The organism is Pantoea sp., from assembly GCF_032114055.1.
Lineage (GTDB): Bacteria > Pseudomonadota > Gammaproteobacteria > Enterobacterales > Enterobacteriaceae > Pantoea.
In genome coordinates, this window is sequence record NZ_DAMCTB010000015.1 from 1 (window position 1) to 25,976 (window position 25,976).

12 protein-coding genes and 1 tRNA gene are annotated in these 25,976 nt (G+C 53.2%); 8 read left to right on the forward strand and 5 right to left on the reverse strand.

Going from position 1 to position 25,976, the window contains the following annotated elements:
* Positions 1–154 precede the first annotated feature (154 nt).
* A complete protein-coding gene (locus RT657_RS18250) occupies positions 155–1,609 on the reverse strand; it encodes an AMP nucleosidase (RefSeq protein ID WP_313656150.1) in 1,455 nt (484 codons plus the stop codon).
* Between the two features lie 451 nt (positions 1,610–2,060).
* Between RT657_RS18250 and RT657_RS18255 the strand changes: the two genes are divergently transcribed.
* The 6 genes from RT657_RS18255 to RT657_RS18280 all read left to right on the forward strand — a co-directional run bounded on the left by RT657_RS18255 (position 2,061) and on the right by RT657_RS18280 (position 19,750).
* A complete protein-coding gene (locus RT657_RS18255; protein ID WP_313656151.1) occupies positions 2,061–3,470 on the forward strand; it encodes an EmmdR/YeeO family multidrug/toxin efflux MATE transporter in 1,410 nt (469 codons plus the stop codon).
* Positions 3,471–3,642: 172 nt separating this feature from the next.
* Positions 3,643–4,755 (forward strand): beta-propeller fold lactonase family protein, encoded by a 1,113-nt coding sequence (locus tag RT657_RS18260; protein WP_313656152.1) that lies wholly within the window; start codon positions 3,643–3,645, stop codon positions 4,753–4,755.
* 134 nt (positions 4,756–4,889) lie between these two features.
* Positions 4,890–5,045, forward strand: coding sequence for a hypothetical protein (locus tag RT657_RS18265; RefSeq protein WP_313656153.1), 156 nt, complete (start codon positions 4,890–4,892; stop codon positions 5,043–5,045).
* A gap of 396 nt (positions 5,046–5,441) precedes the next feature.
* Positions 5,442–7,109, forward strand: coding sequence for a ShlB/FhaC/HecB family hemolysin secretion/activation protein (locus tag RT657_RS18270; RefSeq protein WP_313656154.1), 1,668 nt, complete (start codon positions 5,442–5,444; stop codon positions 7,107–7,109).
* 15 nt (positions 7,110–7,124) lie between these two features.
* Complete coding sequence (locus RT657_RS18275; RefSeq protein ID WP_313656155.1) at positions 7,125–19,364, forward strand: hemagglutinin repeat-containing protein; 12,240 nt, start codon at positions 7,125–7,127, stop codon at positions 19,362–19,364.
* Positions 19,365–19,366: 2 nt separating this feature from the next.
* Positions 19,367–19,750 carry a DUF6911 family protein gene (locus RT657_RS18280; protein WP_313656157.1) on the forward strand — a complete coding sequence of 128 codons (384 nt, stop codon included), beginning with the start codon at positions 19,367–19,369 and terminating at the stop codon, positions 19,748–19,750.
* Between the two features lie 1,301 nt (positions 19,751–21,051).
* Here RT657_RS18280 and RT657_RS18285 read toward each other — a convergent pair.
* The 3 genes from RT657_RS18285 to RT657_RS18295 form a co-directional block, all read right to left on the reverse strand.
* A tRNA-Asn gene (locus RT657_RS18285) sits at positions 21,052–21,127 on the reverse strand.
* 103 nt (positions 21,128–21,230) lie between these two features.
* Positions 21,231–22,004 (reverse strand): DgsA anti-repressor MtfA, encoded by a 774-nt coding sequence (mtfA, locus tag RT657_RS18290; protein WP_313656158.1) that lies wholly within the window; start codon positions 22,002–22,004, stop codon positions 21,231–21,233.
* Positions 22,005–22,172: 168 nt separating this feature from the next.
* Entirely contained in the window at positions 22,173–22,850 is a 678-nt protein-coding gene (locus RT657_RS18295; RefSeq protein ID WP_313656159.1) for a hypothetical protein, read from the reverse strand.
* A 611-nt stretch (positions 22,851–23,461) separates the two neighbouring features.
* On the opposite strand from RT657_RS18295, the gene RT657_RS18300 reads away from it, so the two are divergent.
* Positions 23,462–24,166 carry a phosphohydrolase gene (locus RT657_RS18300; protein ID WP_313656161.1) on the forward strand — a complete coding sequence of 235 codons (705 nt, stop codon included), beginning with the start codon at positions 23,462–23,464 and terminating at the stop codon, positions 24,164–24,166.
* 72 nt (positions 24,167–24,238) lie between these two features.
* Positions 24,239–24,520: an Arc family DNA-binding protein gene (locus tag RT657_RS18305; protein WP_313656162.1), complete on the forward strand. Its 282-nt coding sequence runs from the start codon at positions 24,239–24,241 to the stop codon at positions 24,518–24,520.
* 33 nt (positions 24,521–24,553) lie between these two features.
* Here RT657_RS18305 and dcm read toward each other — a convergent pair whose 3' ends face one another.
* Positions 24,554–25,939 carry a DNA (cytosine-5-)-methyltransferase gene (dcm, locus tag RT657_RS18310; protein ID WP_313656163.1) on the reverse strand — a complete coding sequence of 462 codons (1,386 nt, stop codon included), beginning with the start codon at positions 25,937–25,939 and terminating at the stop codon, positions 24,554–24,556.
* Positions 25,940–25,976 lie beyond the last annotated feature (37 nt).

Genomic DNA, 25,976 nt, shown 5'->3' on the forward strand with positions numbered 1-25,976 from the left:
AATTGCCCGGCCCGTCAGGCGAACGAAACCCGCTCAGCGTAAAACCACTGCAGGCGAACGAAACCTTCTCAGCGTAAAACCACTGCAGTCGAACGAAACCCTCCTGACGCCTGTTCGCGCAGCGGACAAACTTCCCTAAGCCAGCAGTAAAAACCTACCGGAAAGGCGGCTCATTAAACGTCCGTAACTTACGCGAATGCAGCTTATCGCCTTCAGCGCGCAGCAGTTCAACCGCATGGATGCCAATCTGCAAATGTTCCGAAATCGCGCCTTCATAGAAACGGTTCGCCTGACCCGGCAGCTTAATCTCGCCGTGCAGCGGCTTATCGGAAACGCACAGCAGCGTGCCGTAAGGCACACGGAAGCGATAGCCCTGGGCAGCGATGGTGGCGCTCTCCATATCTACCGCGACCGCGCGGCTCAGGTTAAAACGTAGTGCCGATGCGGAGTAGCGCAGCTCCCAGTTGCGGTCATCTGTAGTGACCACGGTGCCGGTACGCAGCCGCTGCTTCACCTCTTCGCCTGGCATGTTGCTCACCGCTTTGGTGGCGTCATAGAGCGCGCGCTGCACTTCGGCGATGCTTGGTACCGGGATATCAGGCGGCAGTACGCTGTCCAGCACGTGGTCATCACGCAGATAGGCATGCGCCAGGACGTAATCCCCAATCCGCTGACTCTCACGCAGGCCGCCGCAGTGGCCAATCATCAGCCACGCATGCGGACGCATCACGGCCAGATGGTCGCAGATGGTTTTGGCATTCGACGGGCCGACGCCAATGTTAATCAGCGTGATACCACGGCGATTTGGCGACGTCAGGTGCCAGGCAGGCATCTGATGCTTCTTCCACGCCAGATCGGAGAGCATCGATTCGCTGTTCGCAGTGTCGGCGGTCAGCACCACATCACCGGCACAGGCCAGGCTGTCATAAGGGGTATTGGGATCGCGCACCTGCTCAATCGCCCAGCGCACAAACTCATCCACATAACGGGTGTAGTTGGTGAACAGCACAAATGGCTGGAAGTGCTCTACGCTGGTGCCGGTGTAATGACGCAGACGCGCCAGCGAAAAGTCGGTTCGCAGCGCGTCGAAATGAGACAGCGGGAACTGGGCATCTGCGTGGAACAGACCGTCGGTCGTCTCATCGCCAATCTGTGACAGCTCCGTGGTCGGGAAATGGCGCGCTATCCCTGCGCTCATGGTGCGATCCAGTGAGAGATCGGAACCGTCAATCACATAAGGATAGGGGATCTCCTGGCTGGATGGCACCACGTCAATCTCCAGCTGATACTCCTTCTCCAGCATCGCCAGCTGTTCCGCTATGTAGTGACGCAGCAGCGCCGGGCGGGTAATGGTCGTGCTGTAACTGCCGGTATGGGTAAAGCGTCCCCAGGCGCGTGTGCGGTTCTGTTGCGGCCCTTCACCGTGCCAGGTGATGCGCAGTTCCGGATAAACAAAGAGCCCCTGCGCCCGCCGATCGGCATCGGGCAGCGTGCCGTTTTCCGTAAAAGCTTTAATCGCCGCGCGCAGCGCCTCAACAGCACCTTCGTACAGACGTTCAAGTTCATCCAGCGCCTGCAGACTGGTCAGGTTTTTACGTTGTGTCGGCATGGTTTCTCCTTCCATTTTTTTCCGTAATTTGCCTCAAGCTTAGCGGGTTTGTTACCGGGATTGGTGAAGAATATTTAGCTGCTTTTATTTTGTGCTGAAAGCGCGTGCTATCTGAGCAGCGCGGTGCTGTGGAAGAAAAGGGAAGCTGAAAACCTGTTAAGAAAATCTTTACTATCAAAGGAGGAGAAATGGGTTTTAAAGGTGCAGCTGAAAGCTCAATGTCCGGCAACGTGAGTGCCAGCTAACAGATCGTCACAGCAGGCAATTAATCAGGCTGATTAAAGCTGGCGGGGGGCTGCGACAGAATCTGCCGGGACGGCCATAAAAAGTTTGTAACTATGATTAATTTCCACCGCAAAGACTTTGCATATTTCTCTGACGCCTATCATCATAATATCTCGTCTGTCACTTCTGATTTGGTAATCCTTTGCAAAATCCCGGCGTAGCAGTGATGCAGGCGATCAGGCGCACGGCGTGGTATCCGAAACGCCGCACTTATCGCACGCTCTACTGGCGTGAAATATCGCCACTGGCAGTGCCTATCTTCTTCGAGAACGCCTGTGTATTGCTAATGGGCGTGCTGAGCACCTTCCTGGTCAGCTGGCTGGGCAAAGAGGCGATGGCGGGTGTAGGCCTGGCCGACAGCTTCAACATGGTGATCATCTCTTTCTTTGCCGCTATCGACCTGGGAACGACGGTTGTGGTGGCGTTCAGCCTGGCCAAACGCAATGGTAAGCGGGCGCGAGCCGCTACACGTCAGTCGCTGGCCATGATGACAATCTTCGCTTTTGTGCTGGTGATCGCCATTGAGTTCTGGGGGCATCTGATTGTCGATGCCATCGCCGGTGCCGCAGATCCTAAAGTCAAAGCACTGGCGCTCAGCTATCTGCAGACCTCGGCCTGGAGCTATCCGGCGGCCGCCATCACCCTAATCGGCAGCGGGGCGCTGCGCGGTGCAGGCAATACCAAAATCCCGATGCTGATTAACGGTGGCATGAACATCCTTAACATCATCATCAGCAGCGTGCTGATCTACGGCTGCTTCTCCTGGGATGGTTTAGGTTTTATCGGGGCCGGACTCGGGCTGACTATTACCCGATATATCGGGGCGATTGCGGTGATCTATGTGCTGATGATCGGCTTTAACGCCTCACTGAAAATTACGCTGTCGAGCTACTTCCGGCGCTGGAACAGCAGCATCCTGATGGAAGTGCTGGGAATCGGCGTGCCTGCCAGTATCGAGTCGGTGCTGTTCAACGGCGGTAAACTGCTGACCCAGGTCTTTGTCGCGGGCATGGGCACCAGTGAGATTGCGGGTAACTTCATCGCTTTCTCGGTCGCTTCGCTGATTAACCTGCCGGGCAATGCGCTGGGGTCGGCATCAACCATTATTACCGGCACCCGCCTGGGCAGGAATCAGGTGTTTCAGGCAGAGCGTCAGGTGCGGCATGTTTTCTGGCTGGCCACCGCCTGTCTGAGCGCCATTGCGCTGTTAACGGTGCCGCTGGCCGGACTGCTGGCGCGTTTCTATACCAGCGATCCGGAAGTGATTAACGTGACGAAGCATCTGCTCTGGCTGAATGCACTGTTTATGCCGCTGTGGGCCGCCTCCTGGGTGCTGCCCGCCGGGCTCAAGGGCGCGCGCGATGCACGCTATACCATGTACGTGTCGATGTTCAGCATGTGGGGCGCGCGCGTGGTGGTCGGTTATCTGCTCGGCATTCAGTTCGGGATGGGCGTGACCGGCGTCTGGCTCGGGATGTTCCTGGACTGGACGGTGCGCGGGATTTTCTTCTGGTGGCGACTCAACAGTGGTAAATGGCTCAACCGCTATCAGAAAATGATTGAGAAATCCGGTTAGCGCTTCACCCTTCCGCCAGCGATGGGGAAGGGCCTCTTCATAAATGATTGTTCCGTCACATCTCCAGACTTTCATTTACAATCTCAGGCAGTTGCATAAAGCCAGCTGCCTCTCACCGGGGTAGCGTAAAACCTGCTGCGCACCGGCGCAGATTTAACTTCCTGAGGTGATCATGAACCGTTTTATACCAACGCTGGCACTGCTGCCTTTGCTGTGCTGTAGTCCACTGTGGGCGACAACCTTTGTCTATGTGTCGAATGCCGAGTCCGGCACGGTTTCCCGTTATCAGCTCAATGAGAATAATGGCGGACTGCAGTGGCTGGGCGATACAGCCGCCGGAAAAAAGATTATGCCGCTGGCGGCCAGCCCTGATGGTAAACATCTTTATGGCGCACTGCGCACGAAGCCTTATGCAATTGTCAGCTGGCGCGTGACCCGTCCGCACGGTGATCTGCAGAAACAGGCGATGACGCCGGTTAAAGCTAGCTTTCCGTGGATCACCACCGACAAGAGCGGGCGCTACCTGCTTGCCGCCTCCTATGACAACGATATCGTCACCAGCAATCGGATCGATGATAAAGGGATTGTGACGACCCAGGTTACGGGCGAGGTGAAAACCGGGCCGCATGCCCATTCGGTCATCACCGACGTCAGCAACCAGTCACTCTATGTCGGGAATCTGGGCGCAGATCGGGTGCTGCAGTACCAGTTCAGTGCTGAGGGCGTCATAACGCCACTGGGCACCGGTTTTGTTCAGGGTGAGAAAAACAGCGGCGCACGGCATTCCGTGATTTCGCCGGATAATCGTTTCCTCTACAACCTCGCGGAGATGAGCGGTGCCATTACGCAGTTCCGGCGTGCAGCCAATGGCACGCTGACGCCTTTAAAAACCTGGTCAAATGCGGTGGCGAAGAAATATAACCTGCAGCATGGCGAGCAGCGCCCGGCGGGCTACAGCGATCCGACGCCGCGCATCTGGGCGGCAGACATTAAAATCACACCGGACGGACGGTTTCTGTTTGTGACAGAGCGCACCTCCAGCACCGTTACGGGTTATCGGGTCGATAAGTCGTCGGGAGAATTGACTCTGACTGGCAGCTGGCCGGTCGAGAAACAGCCGCGCAGTATCGCGATTGATGCGCAGGGTAAATGGCTGATTGTCAGCGGCGAGAAGAGCGCCGTTATAGGGAGTTATGCTATCGATCCTGCCAGCGGCACGCTCACACGGGTCGCTGAAGCGCCGGCAGGTAAAGGCGCGAACTGGGTGACGCTGATCACGCAGTAGCCAGCCCGAAGCGGGCCTTCAGCCGGTCAGAATCCGCTTTGCCATTTCGGGTATAAGCAGCGCAGAAATTTTTGCTTCTGTCATGACGCGCAAGGGGGTTTACTCAGGGCATCAACTGAAGCGGAGATCCTGAGATGAAACAGAAACTGAAAGTCTGGTTTGAACAGCTGCTGAGCGGTTCTGCGGCAGAGGCAGCCGGACGGGATATCAATACTGAACTGCTGTTGCCGCTGGGGCAGCTCTATGGACTGGAATATTATCCGGCCGTACATCGCTACCATGAAAAATAACAGTGATTCTATTTTCTTGGGTTAAAGGCCCGCCATCTGGCGGGCCTTTTTAATTTATGGGGGTGATGTGCTCCGGTGGGTTTTATCCTGATAGCCTTATTGTTTTACCGCGCAAGATTCATCAGATATTTATATTTACAGGCTATCTGATACAGACGAACAGGGACAATAGAATCGCATTACATGCATTTCCTTAACACTCCCTGAAAGCCTCTGATCTGCGAAGGTGATATTTCTGCCATCAATTTAGCTTAAATAAACATTAATTACTGGTAGTTTAGTTTTCTATAACTGTGAATTTTTATTTGCCGTCAATAAGGAACTTCTGATTATTAAGGTGGTAATCTGCACGCCTGTGCTTACACAAAACTTACAATAAGCGTCATTAATACTTCGATGAAAATGCCTCAGACAGGGAAGTGGCTGGTTTTCGGAGCCAGTCTGTTTATCAGCGACCTCATGGCTGCGCCGGTAACGCCCGGTGACCTTGATATTATACAAAATCTGCAGCAGCAGCGCCTGCAACAGGATCAGAAGCAGCGTGATGCCTTAATACAGTCGCATCAGATTGAATTGCAAAAAACCGGGTCGGCGCCTGCCCGCGGCCCCTGCTTCAATATTCATCAGATTTCCCTGCAACAGGCAACCTTAGTTACGCAGGTTCAGCAGGCGAAACTCATCGCGCCTTATATTAATCAGTGCCTGAGCCTGGAACGCATTAATCAGCTGGTTCGCGACATATCAGACTGGTATGTCCAGCGTGGCTATATCACCAGCCGGGCTTTTCTGACAGAACAGAATCTGTCCCACGGCGTGTTAATTATTACTGTGCTGGAAGGCAGGCTGGAAGAGATTCGTTTGCAGGGTGCCCGTTCACATCAGTTGAAAATGGCATTCCCGACTGGTACCGGGCGCATTTTGAATTTACGCGATATTGAACAGGGCATGGAGCAGATAAACCGTCTGCGCACGACGCCAGTGCAGATTGAGATCATCCCTTCGACGAAGCCTGGCTACTCCATCGTTAATCTGACCAGTAAACCTGAATTCCCACTGACGCTGCGACTGAACCTGGACAATAGCGGGCAGAGAAGCACGGGCATCGGTCAGCTTTCTGCCTTGCTGGTGGGTAATGACCTGCTGGGTTTTGCCGATCGCTGGTTTGTCAGCGGCGGTCGCAGCAGTGCGTTCAGCAACTGGCGTGACGCGCAAAATTTCCAGGCAGGTATCAGCGTGCCTTATGGCTACGGGCTGCTGGACTACAGCTATAGCTGGAGCAACTATCACAGCCGCTTCAATGCCAATAATTTCGACTGGTACAGCAACGGCGATAACATCTCTCATCGTCTCAGCGGTTCATGGGTGCTGTTCCGCAACGGGCAGGTCAAGACCGGTGTTCAGGTCGGACTCAACCATTATGTCAGCCATAACTGGCTGAACCAGACGCTGCTTCACAGCAGCAGCCGTAAACTGACCAGCCTGCAGTTCGGCTTCAACCACACCCAAAAAGTCGCAGGAGGTGTTGCCACCTTTAACCCGATGATGAGTCGCGGAATGCCGTGGTTCGATGCGGAGAGCGACAGCGGAAAAAGCGATGATCTTCCCAAAGCGCAATTCCGCAAGTGGAGCATCAGCAGCAGCTATCAGCGACCGCTGACACAGAAAATGGGGTGGCTGAGCAGTTTGTACACTCAGTGGTCGCCGGATCGACTGTATGGCAGCGAGCGTCTGACTATTGGCGGTGAAAATTCCGTTCGCGGTTACAAAGAGCAGTACCTTTCCGGCGATGTGGGCGGTTACCTGCGCAACGAACTCAACTATACGCTGTTCACTCTGCCAGCCATTGGCGCAGTCAGTACCACGCTGGCCCTGGATGGGGGGTGGCTGCAGAGCGACAAACAGGATCGCTATGCCGCCGGCACGCTGTGGGGCAGTTCGCTGGGGCTTGGCACCCGCAACGCCCATCTGACCACGCAGCTGTCTCTGGGCATCCCGGTCAGCTATCCCGATTATCTTGCCCCGGATCGCCTCAGCGTATACGCACGCATTGGACTCACTTTCTAAAAAAAGGCCCTGATTATGGATGATCAATTACCGCTTTCACTGCCGCGTCGTCTGCTGAGCTATCTCATTTGCTCGCTGATTGCGTTTCAGCCCCTGTTGCCCGCTTTCTCAGCCGTGATTACGCCTGCGACGCCGGGAACCCAGGTGGATGCGGCCGGGAATGGCGTGCCGGTCATCAATATCGCGACACCCAATGCGTCAGGCCTGTCGCACAACCAGTATCAGAATTACAACGTCGGCCGGGAAGGATTGATCCTGAATAACACAACCGGCCGATTAACGCAGACGCAGCTGGGGGGACTCATCCAGAACAACCCCAATCTGAAAGCAGGGCAGGAAGCCCGGGCCATTATTAACGAAGTCGTCGGCGCCAACCGTTCCCAGCTTCAGGGCTATACCGAAGTGGCGGGAAAAGCAGCCAACGTTATGGTCGCTAACCCCTATGGCATCACCTGTAACGGTTGTGGCTTTATCAATACGCCAAACGTGACGCTGACCACCGGCAAACCGCAGTTGGATGCGCAGGGTAATCTCCAGTCGCTGGAAGTGACGAAAGGTGCCATCAGCATTGAGGGTAAAGGACTGGATGGCAGCCAGGCCGATGCGGTCTCGATCATCGCGCGCGCAACCGAAATTAACGCGGACATCCATGCCAGAGATCTCAATGTCACGCTGGGTGCAAACCGGGTCGGTGTTGATGGCAGCGTGACACCTATCGGGGGCGAAGGGGCTGCGCCGTCAGTCGCCGTGGATACCGGTGCGCTAGGCGGGATGTATGCAAACCGCATCCATCTGGTCTCCAGTGAAAACGGCGTCGGCGTGAATCTCGGCAACTTGAATGCCCGTCAGGGCGATATGGTGCTGGATGCGCAGGGGCGGCTGAGCATCAATAACAGCCTGACCAGCGGTAACCTGACGGCAAGAGGCAGCAGCATTGCGTTGCAGGGTGAGCATAAAGCGGTTGGCAACGTCGCTCTGACCGCACAGCAGGAAATTGCCCTAACCGGCGCAAAACTTGGCAGCGATGCGTCGCTCGACCTTAACAGTCAGGGTCAGATAGCGCTTAAGGGCAGTAGCCTGAGCGCAGGCCAGAGCGCCCGTCTCAGCAGTGGCGTTCTGAGCATCGATAAAAACAGCAGCGGCAATGCGGCTGACCGGATGCAGCTTTCTGCCACATCGCAGCTGCAGAATGCGGGGCAACTGTCTGCCGCAAAAAATCTTGATATCCAGGCAGCACAGGTTGTTAACAGCGGTAACCTGACAAGCCATGGCGACGCACAGGTTCGCAGCAACAGCCTGCAGCAGCAGGGCATGCTGCTCTCTGAGGGCACCAGCACGGTCGTCGTTGCCAGCGATCTGAGCAATAGCGGTGAAATCAGCGGCAGTAACCTGAACGTTCAGGGCAACACTATCGATAACAGCGGCAGGCTGTTAAGCGCCAGTGATGCACTGATCACAGCGAATAATATTCAGCAACGCGGCACCCTTTCAGCCAGCAAAAAAAATCAGCTTAACGTTACCGGCGTGCTGAACAATAGCGGTGAGATCAGCGGCGGCAGCCTGAACGTTCAGAGCGACACCATCGACAACAGCGGCAAACTGTTAAGCGCCGGTGACGCGCTGATCACAGCCAATCACGTCAGGCAGCGCGGTATCCTGTCCGCCACTAACCTTAATCAGCTGAATGTTGCTTCAGAACTGAACAACAGTGGCGAACTGAGTGGCAGCAGCCTCGCGATTCACAGCGGTTCGCTGCTCAACAGTGGCAGCCTGCTGGGCAGCCAGGAGGCGGATATCACTTCCGTTAGCCTGCAGCAGGAGGGAACGCTTTCCTCTCAGGGGAGCGTGCATCTGAACGTGGCCGATCGGCTGAGTAACAGCGGGGAGCTGAGCGCGGGGCGTCTTGATATCAAAAGCGGTGCGCTGACGAACAAGGGAAAAGTCATCAGCAGCGGTGACACCACGCTGACGGCGAAACGTCTGGATCAGGACGGTGCACTCTCTGTACAGGGTAACGCAACGCTTAACCTCGCCGACGCGCTCAGTAACAGTGGCAACATCGTCAGTCAGCGGTTGCAGATTGACACATCGGCCCTGAAAAACAGTGGCGAAATGGTCAGCCAGGGCGATACCGTGGTTAACGCCGATACGCTGCAGCAGAATGGCTCCCTCACAGCCCGGGGTGACGCGCAGATGACCGCCCGTGGCTGGCTGGAAAATCAGGGCGCCATCAGCAGTCAGAACGCGCTTATTCTGAACAGCGTGCAACTGCGTAATTCCGGTTCATTAATCGCGCCTGAACTGAAGCTGGACACCGTGCAAATCAGCAACGGCGGCCTGCTGCAGGGTAAGAAATTACTCGCCATAAAAGCCACACAGCTGGATAACCTGCCTGCGGGGACGATCAGCTCCGACAACGATTTCGCACTCGCGCTGCCCCAGCTTAATAACAGCGGATTAATAACCAGCGGCAAAACAGTGACGGTCACGAGCGAACAGCTGAACAACAGCGGCGAGATCAACGCCGCCAGCCTGAATGCTACTCTCAAACGTTTGCATAATCAGCAGGGCGGGAAATTGTTGGCTGATGGCCAGCTCCGGTTGCAAGGCGATGCGCTGATCAATCAGGGGACGATCGCGGCCGGAACACTGGACAGTGATCTCAGTCAGGTTAACAACAGCGGGACGATTCAGGGCGACGCGGCACTCTCGTTGCAGAGCGACACATTGACTAACAGCGGCACGCTGCTCAGCGCAGGCCAGCTGCGTGTGAAACAGCAGGCGCTGGACAACAGCGGACTGATGCAAGGCAAACAGCTGACAGTCAATGCTGACCGCTGGCAGAACAGCGGCAATGTCCTGAGCGAAGCCGACGCCGATCTGCAGAGCGATACCCTGAACAATAGCGGCAAAATTCTGGGACAGCAGGACATCGCGCTGAAAGCGAACCACACTGATAACAGTGGCTGGCTGATAGCCCAGGTACTGACGCTGCGCAGTGACATGATCAACAGCGGCCTGCTTCAGGGTAACCAGCAGATGACGCTGGAAGGCAAACAGCTCGACAATCAGCAGGACGGCCAGTTGCTGAGCGACGGCACCCTTAGCGCTGACTTTACGGCACTAAACAACCACGGTGCGATGCAGGCCAGTGAGATGGCATTAAACGCGGAGACATTGCAGAACGACGGCACCGTTCATTCCGGAAACACATTAACTGCCGTGACGAAAGGTAGGCTGACCAACAGCGGCAGTCTTCTCAGTCAGCAGCAGATGAATCTGCTGGCCGCGCAGATTGATAATCAGGGCACGCTGGCGGCGAATAACCTGAGCCTGCACTCACCGGCACTGAGCAACGCTGGACTTCTGCAGGGCAACAGCTCGCTGTTGCTGGACAACCAGCAGATCCACAACCTCAGTATCGGCCAGTTAATTGCCGGAGGCCCACTGACACTCTCCTTAGATCAACTCGATAACGACGGGTTGCTGCAGGTGAATGGTGCACTGGCAGTCAACGGCAACCGTTTCAGTAACAGCGGACGCCTGTTAAGCGATAACCTCAACCTCCGGATAGCCGATACGCTGAACAACAGCGGCACGGGACAGATCGTGACCGGCCATGAGGCTGTTCTTAATACAAAAACCTTCACTAACAGCGGCCAGATTGCGGCAGAGCAGCTCAGCGCAGGCGGCAACACGCTGGAAAACGGCGGGCTCCTGCAGGGTGATACGCTGCTGGGTCTGGGATTTGTTCAGACGCAAAACCACAACAGCGGGCAGCTGCTGAGCGGCGATCGGTTGATCATAAAGGGTACTCGCGCGGCTAATGATGGCCGCTGGCAGGGTCAGCAACTCGACGTCACGCTGGATGCGCTTGACAATCGCGGCAGCCTCAATGGCATCAGCGCCTTACGCGCTAACATCGCCAGCGACCTGGTCAACAGTGGCACGCTGGTCAGTCAGGGAGAAGGCGACCTGAATGCCAGCACGCTGCGCAATAGCGGGAAAGTGCTGGCGAATCGTCTGGGATTGCAGGGCGACAGTCTGAGCAACGATGGCCTGTTACAGGGCACCACGGCGCTGACTGCTCAGGCCAGTAACATCACGCAGTCGGCGGGTGGCAAAACGATGAGCGGTGGAACGCTGACGCTGAACGTGAGCCAACTCACCACTCAGGGGGTGCTACAGGGTGAGCAGGCAGCGGTGTATGCGGATAACTGGCAACACCAGGGATCGCTGCTGGGCAGCAAAGATCTCACTGTCAGCATCAGCAACGAGCTGACTAACCTGGGTTCTCTGCTGAGTCAGGGCCAGGCGCAGATCACGGCCAGCGCGCTGAACAACCGCGGTTCTCTGCTCAGCGAAGGGGCGATGACGCTGAACGGAGCCGCACTGAACAACAGTGGCTCGGTACAGGGTAAAACCCTGACCATTATCCCCGCCAGCGTCATCAATCAGGGTAGCCTGATCGGGCTTCAGGCATTAACTTTTGCTGCGGTGCCACAGATGAGCGGGCGGATGCTGCTCAGGTCGCTGGCCGCGCCAGCACGTCAGCTGATCAATAATCAGGGCGGATCGCTGCTGACGCAGGGCACGCTGAATATCAACGGCAATAACGTTGTAAATAACGGCAACTGGCAGGGTCAGCAGATCCTGCTGAATGCCCAACAGCTGACCAACAATGGCGCGATCCAGAGTGCGGATGCGCTGCAACTGATTCTGGCGGATCGTCTCGATGCAGGCGCGGGCAGTAAAATTTCAGCCAACGGCACAGCGGCGTTGCAGGCGCTGACGCTGACCAACCATGGCGAATGGATTGCCCGCAATCTGACGCTTCGGGGGGACACGTTAAACAATAACGGCGCTGTGACCGGCGTTGACGCGTTGACGGTGGAACTTAACGGCGCACTCACACAGCAGCAGGATAAAACGTTGCTCAGCGCGGGCAGGCTGACGCTTCACTCCTCATCACTTAATAATGCCGGACGCGTGCAGGGCGGCGACCTGCAGATCACCAGTGGCGCGGTAGACAACAACGGGCGCTTACAGGGTGACAACAGCCTGCAGATCAATGCCGGTGGTCGCATCACCAATGGCGGCAATGGCGCCATGATCACGCAAAACGCCCTGACGCTGACCGGCCCCGAACTGTTTAACTATGGGCTGCTCCAGGGTAACGGTGTCGCGACCATCACCGGCTTAACTCAGAATGATGGCCGGTGGCTCTCAGGCGGCGCGCTGACACTGAATACGCCTCAGCTGAACAACAACGGCTGGTTACAGGCGTCGCAGCTTATCCTGAATGCCGCCAACGCCAGCAACAACGGTACGCTGCTGGCCGACGGCCAGGGTACATTGTCCGGCAACGGTTTCAGTAACCAGGGCACAGCCCAGGGCGGCAACCTTGAAGTTAACTATCAACAGGTCAACAACAGCGGCACGCTACTGGGTAACAACCGGCTGAGTGTGATGGCCGCGCAGGTAGGCCAGCAAGGCAGTGGTCGTTTATTCAGCGGTGGCGATCTGCTGGTTCACAGCAACGGCTTTGATCAGCGCGGTCAGGTGGTGGCGCTGGGTAACGCCACACTGGACATCGCCAATGGCTTTACCGGTCGCGATGTGCTGGCGGCAGGTGGACGACTCACCGTCAGCAGTAACGGCGCGATAGATAACCAGGGCACCATGCAGGGCGGGGCGCTGACGCTGAGTGCAGGCGGCGATCTCACCAATAATGGTCAGCTCACGACCGGTTCGGGTGACAGTGCGTTAAGCGGCAATCGCATCGCCATGAACGGGAATGGCACACTGCAGGGCGGCGGTAACATCAACTTAGCCAGTCGCAGCGATATAACGCTGGACGGGTTCACCGGGACTACTGGCAATCTGGTGCTCAACGCACCCGGTAGCATTGTTAATACCGCGCTACTCTACGCAGGCAACAATCTCTCTTTATTTGCAAATAGTATTAAAAACCAACGCGGCGACGTGCTGGCTGGTAACAGCCTGTGGATGCAGCGCGATGCGGCAGGCAATGCGAATGGTGAAATAATCAATATATCAGGCACCATTGAGTCACAGGGCGGCGATATTACGATTAATACCGGGCATTTAGTGAACCAGTGGGAAGCTATCAGCATAGGGGAAACCACCACCGAAAATGTCACTAATAGCTATGGATCGGTTGCGCCGGGTACGGTTGAACTCCCTCTAAGCCTGTTTGAACGAGGCGAGCTGAATTACTATTTTACGGAGCATCCGCTTTCACCCGCTCCGCCCTTTATTGCCTGGGTCTGGAATATTAAACCTATCCCGGCCAGTCTGGATAAGAACAAAGAAATACTCGTTGCCAGAACGACGTCAAGTACGCATGTAACGGGTCAGGCCGGAAGAATAGCCGCCGGAAGAAATCTGACAGGGCGGGCCAGTTCACTGGATAATCTGGGCAGCTATATCCTCGCCGGGCAAAATTTATCGCTCAGCGGCGACAGGTTAAATAACCAGTCTTATTTATCGGGCACGCAGGCCGTATGGCGTATTTTTAAGCCTTCGCCCAGCTATAGTAATTACAATTCGGTCAAAAACAGTAATAGTACGATGCTGACTGATAATATCGATGATTTAAAATTCAGCGGCGCAGGAAAATATAATTATAAGGGGCAGGCAGCAGATTTAGAAGGTAGTGTAACCTATGTCGCTACTGATACATATCGCACCGAGCAGGCCGCGACAATTCGTGGCGTTGTTCAGGCCAATGGCAACATTAACTTACAGTTCAATAAAGTTATTAATAATAGCGAGTCTCAGGATGTTCGCGGAACTATTTCGCCAACGCTGTCGCGCCCCGGACTTAATACGCATATGCAACCATCAGTAAGCGGTGCGCGCACTCCGCTTGCGGTAGCCGCCGCTTCTTCAGTTAGCGTCGGGAGTCCTGACTGGCGCGACCAAATCACCAGCGCTTTGCAGCAGATTAACGGCGCGGCCGGTCTTGATGCTGCAAATGTGGCGCAGACAGACCTGAATACCTATTCTGTCGACCCGCTTCGTCCTGCTGAAATCGAGGAAAGAGGGGTCTTGGGCAAGACGCCCTACGACCTTTTACGACAACAAACTGGAAAGCCATCGCTAACTCCGGTTGATACCAGCGCCTATCCATTGCCGCAGGGAAGCGACGGCTATTTTATTGCCTCAGCGGATATAAAAAGCCCCTATCTGATTGTTGTTAACCCAAAACTAAAAGAATTAGGTAAAATTGATAAAAACTTATTTAGCGATCTTAACCAGTTACTGGGCAAACAACCCCAACAAGCCCCAATAGAAACATCAGTTACCTGGACAGATAAAGAGACGTTTCTGGGCTCATCATATTTACTGAACAGACTTAATCTGAAACCAGAATATGACTATCGCCTGCTGGGGGATGCCGCATTCGATACGCGCTACGTCAGTAACCGCGTGCTGAGCCAGACGGGAAATCGCTATCTAAACAATCTCGGTTCCGATCTTGAGCAGATGCGCTATCTGATGGATAACGCTGCCGCCGCGCAGCAATCGCTTGGATTACAAAGCGGTGTAACGCTTTCTGCAAGGCAGGTAGCCTCACTGGATCACAGCATTCTCTGGTGGGAAGCGGCAACGATAAACGGTGAAACCGTGCTGGTGCCGAAGCTTTATCTGATTGCGAATGATACCACTATTAATAACGGCAGTGTCATTGCTGGCAAAACCGTCACAGTGGATGCAGGTCAGGTAAGTAATAATGCTAGCACCCTGTTGGCAAAGAATACTATAACGCTTAACAGTGAGAACGGCTTTGATAATCTTAACCATGCACTTATTAAAGCTGGTGATAATTTAAAAATCAGCGCCATTAATGATATTAACAATATCGGCTCAGTGATTGGTGGTAAGCGTATTGAGCTCGAAAGCATCAACGGTAACATTAACAACACCACACAGGTCACGAAAAATGATAATAGCTCAACGCTAAATCGTTCATTATTTGATGAGCAGGGCGAACAGGCGACTATTAATTCAATCGATAATCTTATCCTTAATGCTGGTAAAAATATCACCAATCGTGGTGCATCGACTTATTCTGGTGGCGATACCTTACTTAACGCAGCTGGGGATGTATTGATCGGTGCCAATTTTATCGATACCTTTTTTGATAATGGCTGGCGTCATTACAATAGCAAAAATTCTATCGCTTCAAGCGTTGAATCAGCTGGTGCAACGAATATTAAGGCGGGTCGCGATATAACCATTACCGCCAGCGCTCTTAATGCAGGAGGTGATACTACCCTTGCGGCAGCTAACGATCTTAATCTCAACGGTATCAACACAAGCCTGAAGGATATTCGGGGGCGAGATAAATCCTACGCAACCGGCAAGGATCGCACTGCTATTAGCAGTGGTGGCAATCTGGCATTAACCGCCGGACGCGACCTTATCAGTGACGCCGCAGCGATTGCGGCGGAGCAGGATATTTCCCTGAGGTCAGGGCGTGACGTCAATCTGCTGGCAGCTGAAACTGAATCTGGTAATAGCTATAAATCCGGTAAGAAGGTTGAGATCAATGAGTCAGTACGCCAGCAGGGCACTGAAATTGCCAGCGGTGGGAGTACGACGGTTAAAGCGGGTAGGGATATGGTCGCGGAAGCGGCGAGAGTGGATGCACAAGGCGATCTTGCTGTCCAGGCAGGACGCGACGTGGCTATCACTACGGCCACCGAAAGCGATTATCACTACGACGAAGAGACAAAGGTTAAGAAAAAGCTCTTTTCTAAAAAAACCACACACACAGTTCATGAAAACTCAGCAACAACTGAACAGTCATCGGCGTTGAGTGGAAACAATATCGCGATTGTCGCCGGACGTGATCTGGGCGTAACGGGTTCAAGCGTAGTAGGCGATAACAGTGTTGCGCTCAAGGCAGGACGTGACCTCGCGATCGCTGTGGCTACTGAAGAGCAGCATAGCTACAGCCTGAAAGAAACTAAAAAGAGCGGCATGATGAGCGGCGGCAGTATCGGCGTGACGTTCGGCAGTGCTTCTACTCGCCAGCAGCTTAATCGCGACGGCACAACACAAAGTCAGAGCGCCAGCGCTGTAGGCAGTACCGGTGGTAGCGTCACGTTAATCGCTGGTAATAATGCTCACATCAGTGGCTCAGACGTCATCGCTAAAAAAGACATCAGCGTGGTCGGCGGCTCTGTGAATATCGATACGGGTAACGATCTTGTCAGTCGTCGTCAGGTATATGAGCAGAAGAAAAGTGGCCTGACTCTTCAGCTAACCAGTCCGATTACCGATGCTCTGTTAAGCATCGGAGAACAGGCAAAGTCTGCCAGCGAAGCGGGCGACGATCGTCTTAAAGCACTGGGCGCCGTGAAAGCCCTTGAAAGTGGCTGGGCAATGTCAGGCAAACAGACCATGCAGTCCGGACAGGCTCTTGCCAACGGCAATATGAGTGAGGCGGGGATCAAAATTGAACTCAGCGTCGGCGCGAGTAAGAGTAAATCCTCTTCGGAATATAACGCCAATGCCGTCAAAGGCAGTTCGCTTAATGGCGGCGGCAATATTGCCGTGGTAGCGACCGGTGCCAATGGCAGCAGCGGTGATATTACACTCTCGGGCAGCGGCATTACCGGCAAAAATGTCGCGCTTGCTGCGGCGCACGATCTCAACCTCACGGCGGCAACCAATAACACTGAACAGAAGAGCAGCAATAAAGCGTCTGGCTGGAGTGGCGGCATTCATGTCGCAATAGGTCAAGAGACAGGCATTGGTGTGCAGGCCAGCGGCTTTATGGCCAGCGGCAGGGAGAACGGCAAAACCACCGATTACGTCAACAGCCGGGTGAACGCCAGCAATGACCTCACCCTGAGCAGCGGCAACGATACCGTGCTGTCTGGCGCGCAGGCACTGGGTAACAGGATTGTTGCTGATATTGGTCATGACCTGACGATGGCCAGCCTGCAGGATACCGATGATTATCAAAGTAAACAGCAAAGTGCCAGTGGTGGCTTCAGCTTCACGTTCGGCAGCATGACCGGCTCTGCTGGCCTCAGTCTGAGCCAGAGCAAAGTGAACAGTGAATATGCCAGCGTCGGCGATCAGAGTGGCCTGTTTGCAGGCAACGGCGGTTATGACGTTTATGTGGGTAACCACACCCAGCTGAATGGTGCGGTGATCGCCTCAACAGCACAGTCCGCCAACAATGCACTTTCCACCGGTACGCTGGGCTGGTCAGACATCGACAATCACGCTTCCTATAAAGCCAGCAGCTCATCCATCAGCATGGGGGGAGGCAACGAAAATAATAAGATGTCAGGCGGAGCGATACCTACCTCTGCCAACACTAGTGCCAGCGCATCCGGTACGACACGTTCAGCCGTAGCAGAAGGTGCCATCACGGTGCGTGATAGCCAGGCTCAGACACAGAATGTCACAGACCTGAGCAGAGACACTGATAACGCCAACGGCCACATCGATAAGATATTTGACAAGGATAAGGTCGCTCGCAAACTTGAGTTCGCACAGGGAATTCAGGAGCTGGGTCAGCGTGTAGCAGGTGATGTCAGCAGTTACAAAATGCAGGCTGCTGAAGATGAGACCAGAGAAAGACTGCTGAAAGCGGACCCAAAAAATGCCGAACTATCTACTGCAGAATTTAACAAGCTGGTTATAAACGACGCAGGCTATAAGGCCGTTGCAGAGAAATGGGGCACAGGCGGCAGCTATTCGATGGCAGCAGCAGCGGTGACCGGCGTTCTGGGTGGCCTTGGCGCAAGTAATCTGGGTGCAGCCGCAGCAGGTGGAATGGCGCCTTATATAGCTAATAAAATAAAGCACGCTACCAGCACATTTGTTAATGGACAGGAACAGACTAACGTCCTGGCCAACACTATGGCGCATGCGGTAGCGGGCGCTGTATTGGCGCAGCTGGCGGGCAACAACGCATCTGCAGGAGCAGCTGGTGCGGCAGGTGGTGAGTTGATGGCCAGAGCGATCCTCAGCTCGATGTATCCCGGCAAGCAGGCCAGCGACCTGACGCAAGAAGAGAAGCAGGTTGTCAGCGCGCTCGGCCAGCTTGCCGCACAGTTGTCAGCTGGAGTAACATCTGATTCTGTTGAGGGTGGCGTTCAGGGGGCTGTAGTAGGGAAAAATGCGGTTGAGAATAATTTCCTGAGCGTGCAGAAAGCCGAAATATTGAATAAATCCATCGAGGATCAGAAAGCCGGTAAAAACCTGTTAGAAGCTTCACAGAATATTGTCAGGTTGACGAACGAAGATCGAGCCAGCAATTTGCTGCTGCAACAGTTCCAATCAGGTCAGCCACTGACAGAAGGCCAGAAGAAAGAGCTGGCTGGATTACTTAACCAATATGGTTATGAACTTCAGTCTATGTATGGATATACCCCACAGCAAGCGGCTGACGCTATTCACTCACTGATTGCAGGTAAGGCGTTTATCGCCTCAACAGGAAATACAAAAGCGTATAACGAGGCGCTGAGTTATCTGAAAGGGTACAGCGTACAATCCGGCCAGGCTGCAACAGGAACGGATGCTTTGCTCGCTTTGCCTGGTGCTCCTGGTATTATTGCTCGTTCAACGCTGGCAGCCGGTGGCGGTTTTCAAACCGGTACAGGAATTGGCCAGGTAGTCGATGGCAACTACGGCGAAGGTGTACTGAATGTAGGTTTGGGCACAGCGGCTATATTTGGTGGTGTTGCAGGAAATAATGCTATATCGAAAGGAGAAACTGGCATTACTTCTCCGAACAGAGAATTAGCATGGACAAATAGTTCTCAACCACTTGATCCTAAAACACCTTCTGCAAATCCTAAAGTGACAGCAGAGTTAACTGACCCTCAAACAGGTATAATCTTTACCGATACTAACCAAGGCAGTAGACCTGACTTTTTCTTGGGTGATGCGAGTCGACCAACACTGATTAACGGAAGGATTGTTGCAAAAATTGAAAGTAAAGGTAGAACCTTACCAAATGGAAATATGGCGACAGCTCATGCGGAAGTTGGTGTTATTCAGCAAGCTTTCGAACAAGGTATCACTAAAGGTCGTGATATGACATTAACAGTATCACTAGAGCCGGTGTGTGGTTTTTGCAAAGGTGATATTGCTGCAATGGCGGACAAAGCAGGTTTGAAATCTTTGACAGTAGTCGAAGAAAAAACCCAAACGATTCTATATTGGCAGCCTGGTATGAAATCTATCAAGGAGAAAAAATAGAGATGTTCTTATCCTTAAAATGGACATTCAATAATCAGGGAGGTAAAAAAAAATCACCTGCATGGGAACAGGTTGAAGAATACCTGATCAAACTTGAAGGCGAAGCAGGAACTCTGACTCTTGTTGTCCTTGATGGTGCAGACGTTGGACCTGATATGCTTCAGGTAAGAGCAGAGAATGGTAATTATATGCTGACTCTTGGTGAAGAAACAGATGATGACTATAGGGTGCGATTTTACTGGGATCAATCCCGGCCTAATGATAAGTTATTGATATTGGGTGATTATTGGTCTGGGCAACAATTGACAAAAGACTTTGAACTTGTTGTTAGAGTGTTTAAAGAGTTTTTCGATACTGGTAATGTGTCAGGGGATATTTTGAACTGAGATAAGAATCCCGGCCAGTTGGCTAGAGTTCTCAAACATTGAAAATTATCACCTTCCACGGCTGCAATCGGGACACATCAGGTACGATGTTGTGATTGGTTTTTCTTTAACTGCATTGGGTAAAATGGCTTAACAGGCTGAAAAAACGTGCCTGAGAAAAAATTGCCCGCGCTAAAATGCACAGGAAAAATTAGATTATAAAGTGCTCAGTGTTTCAGGATGAATTCTGTTAGATGGCTGATTGCGCCCAGGATAAAGTTGTTGTTGCGAATAATGCTTTGTGGAGCAACCCCGTACATGAGGAAGATGAGCGGAAAGATGAGTGTAGGAATCATTCATTAAAATCATACCGACAAATTCGATGCTCTTGGTATTATTAATGCGGATGGAGAAGCTCTGATAAATGGAATATCAAAAACTTCAGTTCCTAAGATACTGCCAAAGTTACATGAGTTTACAACCCCTGCCCAAGAGTCAGTCATTCCTCAGGGTGAATAAGCAAGCCTGCGCGCACATACGGAAGCACTATTTATTACCCACCAAATAAGAATCCTGGTAGTTTCGGTTGGGTTTTATGCATGTTTACCTATTTAAGTAGCTTCTACAGTATGATATTTATAAAATCAAAGAATATTTATTTACGTTTTCTGTTCGAAGTGACAGTTATTAAATCAGGGCTTTCGTTTTGTTTTATGGCATTTTTCAGTTCATCACTTTTTTAGCCATAATATTCAGAGGGAAGCATACATTCCAACTGCTTTTACTCATTCATACTCTGAACACAAAAGATAAAAGTCCCAGACATCATTCTCAGGCTTTTACCTCCCGGTTGCCTCATGATTAGTGCGTTGACTGACTGACCAGCGCGGTCAAATCGACTTCCTTGTCAATTATGCCTGCGGAAGATGCTTTATCGACCAGCTGAGGCAGATATTTCACAAGCAGGTTCAGTGCGTCGCTGGTGTTAATGCCCGTTTGATCAGCAGGCTGTCCAATGACCTCTGGGTTAATCATCTAGTCCCATCCCAGCAATCCGGATCATATTGCCCCGGGTCAGGTGCTGAAAATCCCTGAATATCGCCAGCCGAATAAGCCAGCGAGTCTGTTATGACGGCGGGTTTTTTGCGGGTCTCTGCGTATGTATCCTGGTGACAGAAGGATGTGTGCCTGTGCGGGCTAAAGCCAGCTGACGTTTACGTTATTGGCAGAGGGATATAAAAGAAACAGTATGCAGGAAAAGAAATCCGGGACATCTGAAAAGCAAAAAAGCAGCTATCCGGAGATAGCTGCTTTTTCTAATCTGGCTCCTCTGACTGGACTCGAACCAGTGACATACGGATTAACAGTCCGCCGTTCTACCGACTGAACTACAGAGGAATCGTTGGAACGAGGCGAATATTAACGACGTCGCCCGAAGGTGTCAACAGCAAAAAATACATTATCATTCAACTGGCTAGCTTTAAAGCAAAGCGATCACGATTTAAGCACTTTGGGCCGTCTCTTCGGCCATTCTGCCCAAGGGATCCTGCTGATAAAAGTGCTGCAGATGCTGATACATGGCCGGAAAGCGTTCAGCCAGCAGAACCGGGGCCGTAAAAAAGTATTCAGAGAGAACGGCAAAACACTCTGCCGGATCGCTGGCGGCGTAGGGATCGATAGTCGCGGCCTGTTCACCCACCAGTTCCACTTCCGTTTCGATCTCCGTCATCGCGGCACGCAGATCGTTTTCCCACTGCGCCACATCACGCAGTGGCATCATGGGCACGCCGCTGGTGTAACCACTGCCGCGCGCGTCCAGCTTGTGTGCCACCTCGTGAATAACCAGATTAAAACCGGAGAGATCAAACGAATCCTGAATATCGAGCCAGTTGAGCACTACCGGCCCCTGCGTCCAGCTCTGGCCGGCATGAACGGCGGGCGAATGATGAACCAGTCCATCTTCATCCTGCCACTGATCCTCAACGCTGAACGGCTCAGGATAGATGAGGACATCATGAAAACCGTCCAGCCACTCCAGACCCAGCTTCAGCACCGGCAGGCAGAAGAGCAGGGCAATGCGCACGCTGCGCAGTTCATCCAGCTCAGCGCCTTCCATCACCACCAGCTTTTTCTGTTGCAGAAAGCGCGTCGCCAGCGCGACCAGCGTCTGCTGCTCGGCTTCACTGAGCGGGCGGAAGATCGGTTGCGCAAGTCCCTGCTGCCAGGGCAAGGCAACCAGCCTGTCGTTATGCGTTTTCCAGGGCCATTTGAACATCGTTACTCCTGCACAGAACCGGACTCTCTGGCTATCCTGACGCGCCAGATATGAAAATGCCAGCATGGAATGCTGGCATCAGATTCTGACTTCAGGGCTGAATGCTTATTCAACCTGTTAGCGCGGCCGTTGTCTGTGATTTAACCCGCAAACCGTAGTTCTGGCGAGTTATTTGCGTTCAACACGCTGGAATTCAATGACCCAGACCCAGGGGTTCACTTCCCAGCTGGTGGCACCGTACTGTTTTTGCCACGCTTTGCGGTACGCCTCTTTGGGCGACTCCGAATTGACGTTCATGGTGAAGAAATTGTTGAGGAAGTGCGAGTCGGTCTGTACGCCTTCCGCCATGATGTCATCTTCACTGATATCCTGAATTTTTTCCGCACGCACACCGGTAATCTCCAGATTGATACGGCTGGCCCAGCGCGGCATGTGGATGGCAGTCTGCCAGCCAAACTCTTCAGCTTCTGGTGTGCTCATCGCATGTTGTCCCAGCTCGTTGCTGTCTGCCCGGTACTGGCAAAATTCCGGCTGACGAAACGGCGTCGGGTCGCGATCATATTCTGCCAGATCGTGCTCTGGCACGATGGGGCCTCGCCAGGTCTCACGCACCCAGAGAATGTCGCCGGGTTTGCCATACGGACACTGGTAGCTGATGTCTGTCATCGACATCATCTTATAGCCATGAAGATGGTTCGCGCTCACATCAAAAGCGTGTACACCTTCGTGATGATCCTGTCCCGGACCGAAAGCCTGCGTTTTCATAATGCGCCGGGTTTGTGTTTGCTGGCCAACCAACAGGGCACGAACACGCTGTTCGGAAAAAAGAATCGGCCGTTCTTTCATGGATTACCTCTTTTTATTAGTAGAACCCGGTTACTGCTGTAAACGTCCATTTGCTTCACATCTGAGAGTTATCATAAAGCTTTTAAATCAATCTGCTTAATAATTTTTCGCCTGACAGTCACTTTAAAAGCGCCATGGTAAACGTTGAAAAGCAGCAAAATGCAAAAAGCGCACCAACGCTTTCACTGCCAGCTTCAGAAAGCGATGAAGAGCACGGATACAGTACGTTATAACGGTAAAAATAGGAACCTTTTCAGTTTTTTTCCCCTATCGCCTGCGATAATTTTACAATTATTGACCAGAAAAAAAAGCGTTCAGGCAGCCCCGAAGACCTTCGGCAGGCAGAACAAAACATTACTGATGTTAAACTAATTTTCTTAGCAGCAATTCACTGAGGAAAGACTGAAAACCGCCGAAATTGCGGTTATTGTGTAACAGAGATGCTATACAGATGATCCAGATCTCATTTTCCTGCCCGAATTTGCAGGCAGCTCCGCTCTTTTTGACCGCACTGTAAAAAAAGTGTCATTAGCCAGTCGCTATGATGGCTTGCCGTTCGCGCACTGATTACGACAGAGAAACCGCTGTCGATCACTACAGGGAGACAGACTATGTCAATTACACTCTGGCAATCTCGTTACGAAAGCTGGTTTCAGGCGAACTGGATCCATGATGATGGCGCGCACGATATCGCCCATCTGCGGCGTGTATGGATGAGCGCACAGCGAATCATGACCGGAACACCGGCCGATCCGCTGGTGATACTTACTGCCTGCTATTTTCACGATGTCGTTAATCTGCCTAAAAATCATCCGGAGCGTCATCTCGCCTCAACGTATGCCGCAGTGGAAACCCAGCGTATTCTGCAGCAGGACTTTCCCGATTTTCCGGCTGAGCGAATTGAGGCCGTTATGCATGCCGTGAAAACGCACAGTTTCAGCGCAGGCATACCGCCGCAGACGCTGGAAGCAAAAATTGTGCAGGATGCTGACCGGCTGGAGTCACTGGGCGCGATCGGGCTGGCGCGGGTCTTCTATACCGCCGGTGCGCTGAACCGTCCTTTGTTCGACAGCCAGGATCCTTTAGGCAAAGAGCGCGAGCTGAATGACGTTAAATGGACGCTGGATCACTTCCAGAAGAAACTGCTGCGCCTGCCAGAGACGATGCACACGGAAACGGGTCGCAGGCTGGCGGAACACAACGCAGATTTTCTGGTGCGTTATATGGCGAAACTCTACGCCGAACTGCAGGGCAATCTCACAGGAATCGACGAGGCCGTGCTGCGGGATTTCTCCCCATTGCGCGCGGAATATTAAATTTTTATGACAGTATGTTAATCGAAACGGTCATCCGGTAGCGTGTAGCCATAACAAAAAAGGAGTGGCGCAATGACCGAAACTGTTAATTTAACGATTAAAATTGACCCTGAACTGAAAGAAACGATCAAACAGCTTGCGCTGGAGAATCAGATTTCGATGAGCCAGGAGATCGTTCAGCGATTACAGGCCAGCCTGGAAACGCATCCGCATCCGGCCATTGATAGTCAGGACCTCACTGAAGAGTCAGCAGAAAAAGCAACCGCTGCTGATGAAAAGGCCGAGGGGCTGACCGCGACCGAGCTGAAGCAGATTCGCCTGCTGCTGAAGAAGCAGGCTAAGAAGAAGAAATAAAAAGAAACCCGTCGAAAGACGGGTTTTTTCTTTTCAGCGCGATGACGTCATCAGCTGGCGGATATGCGGCAGCAGGAGCTGAGCTACTGCGGCGAATACCGGGACCACGACCGAATTACCAAACTGCTTATACGCCTGCGTGTCTGACACCGGAATGCGAAAGGCCGCCTGGCCTGGCACATCAAAACCCATCAGGCGGGCGCACTCGCGCGGCGAGAGGCGACGCGGACGGCGGGCCATGTTTTCAGCATTCTTAAACCCGGCCTCACCGGATGCACTGTCCCAGCCGCGGTCAATCAAAATTTCTGAGCCATCTTTATAATAACGCGCCGACAGCGTTCGTACGCAGCAGTCAGGATTGCGTGGATCGTTCAGGCCAAAACCAAATCCATTGCCACGGGCTTTGTGCTTTTTCGCATACTGATAGAGGTAGCGCCACAGCACCGGCGACAGAATATATTTGTCGTCCGGGGCCTGCTCCAGCAGGCTCTGCAGGCTCGGCACCTGCGCAGGATAGAAGCGACGGATATCGCGCAGCGTAAAGTCCTGTTTTTTCAGATCGCGGCGAATGCCCACCAGCACAATGCGTTCGCGATGCTGGGGCAGAAAGTGACGCGCATCGATCACTTTGGCATCCGGGCTGTCGGTACTGGCATCGGCGACGTCATAGCCCAGCTCATCCAGCGTCTCCATGATAATGGTGAAGGTCCGGCCTTTATCATGGCTTTTCAGGTTCTTCACGTTTTCCAGCACAAAAAACGGCGGCTTTTTGGCGGCCAGAATACGGGCCACATCAAAGAATAATGTGCCCTGAACCTGGCATTCAAAACCATGTGCACGGCCCATCGCATTCTTTTTGCTGACGCCCGCCAGTGAAAAGGGCTGACAGGGGAAACCGGCCAGCAGCACCTGATGATCGGGAATGGCGGCATCAATCGCCCGGTAGATTTCGTCATCACCGGTCAGTCCTTCCGGCTGCGTGACCTGACGGATATCGGTGTTGAAGTGATGCTCCAGCGGATCGCTGTAGTGGTTCGCTTTATAAGTGCGCACCGCCTCTTTATTCCATTCACTGGTGAAGACGCACTTGCCGCCAATCGCCTCGAAGCCTTTACGAATGCCGCCAATCCCGGCAAAGAGGTCGATAAAACGGAATTCAGGATTATCATAATGGGCCGGCCGCGACGGCAGCAGCGACTGCAGCAGCTGCTGCTCCCCCTCACTCAGAGGAGGCAGGGGGCTTTTACCCTGACGTATGCGGTTCAGCAGGGCTGACGTCCAGCCGGTAAATCCGGCCTGTTGCAGGCGGGCCGTGAGATCACGCACCGAATAGATTTCCAGCAACTGCTGCACGCGTTCAGACGCATCGGCAGAGGAAAGGGCGGCAGAGAGTGGTTCAGTGAGGGCGGCGGGATGCATGCATTTTTCCTTAACAGTAAGGCGCCTATGCTATCAC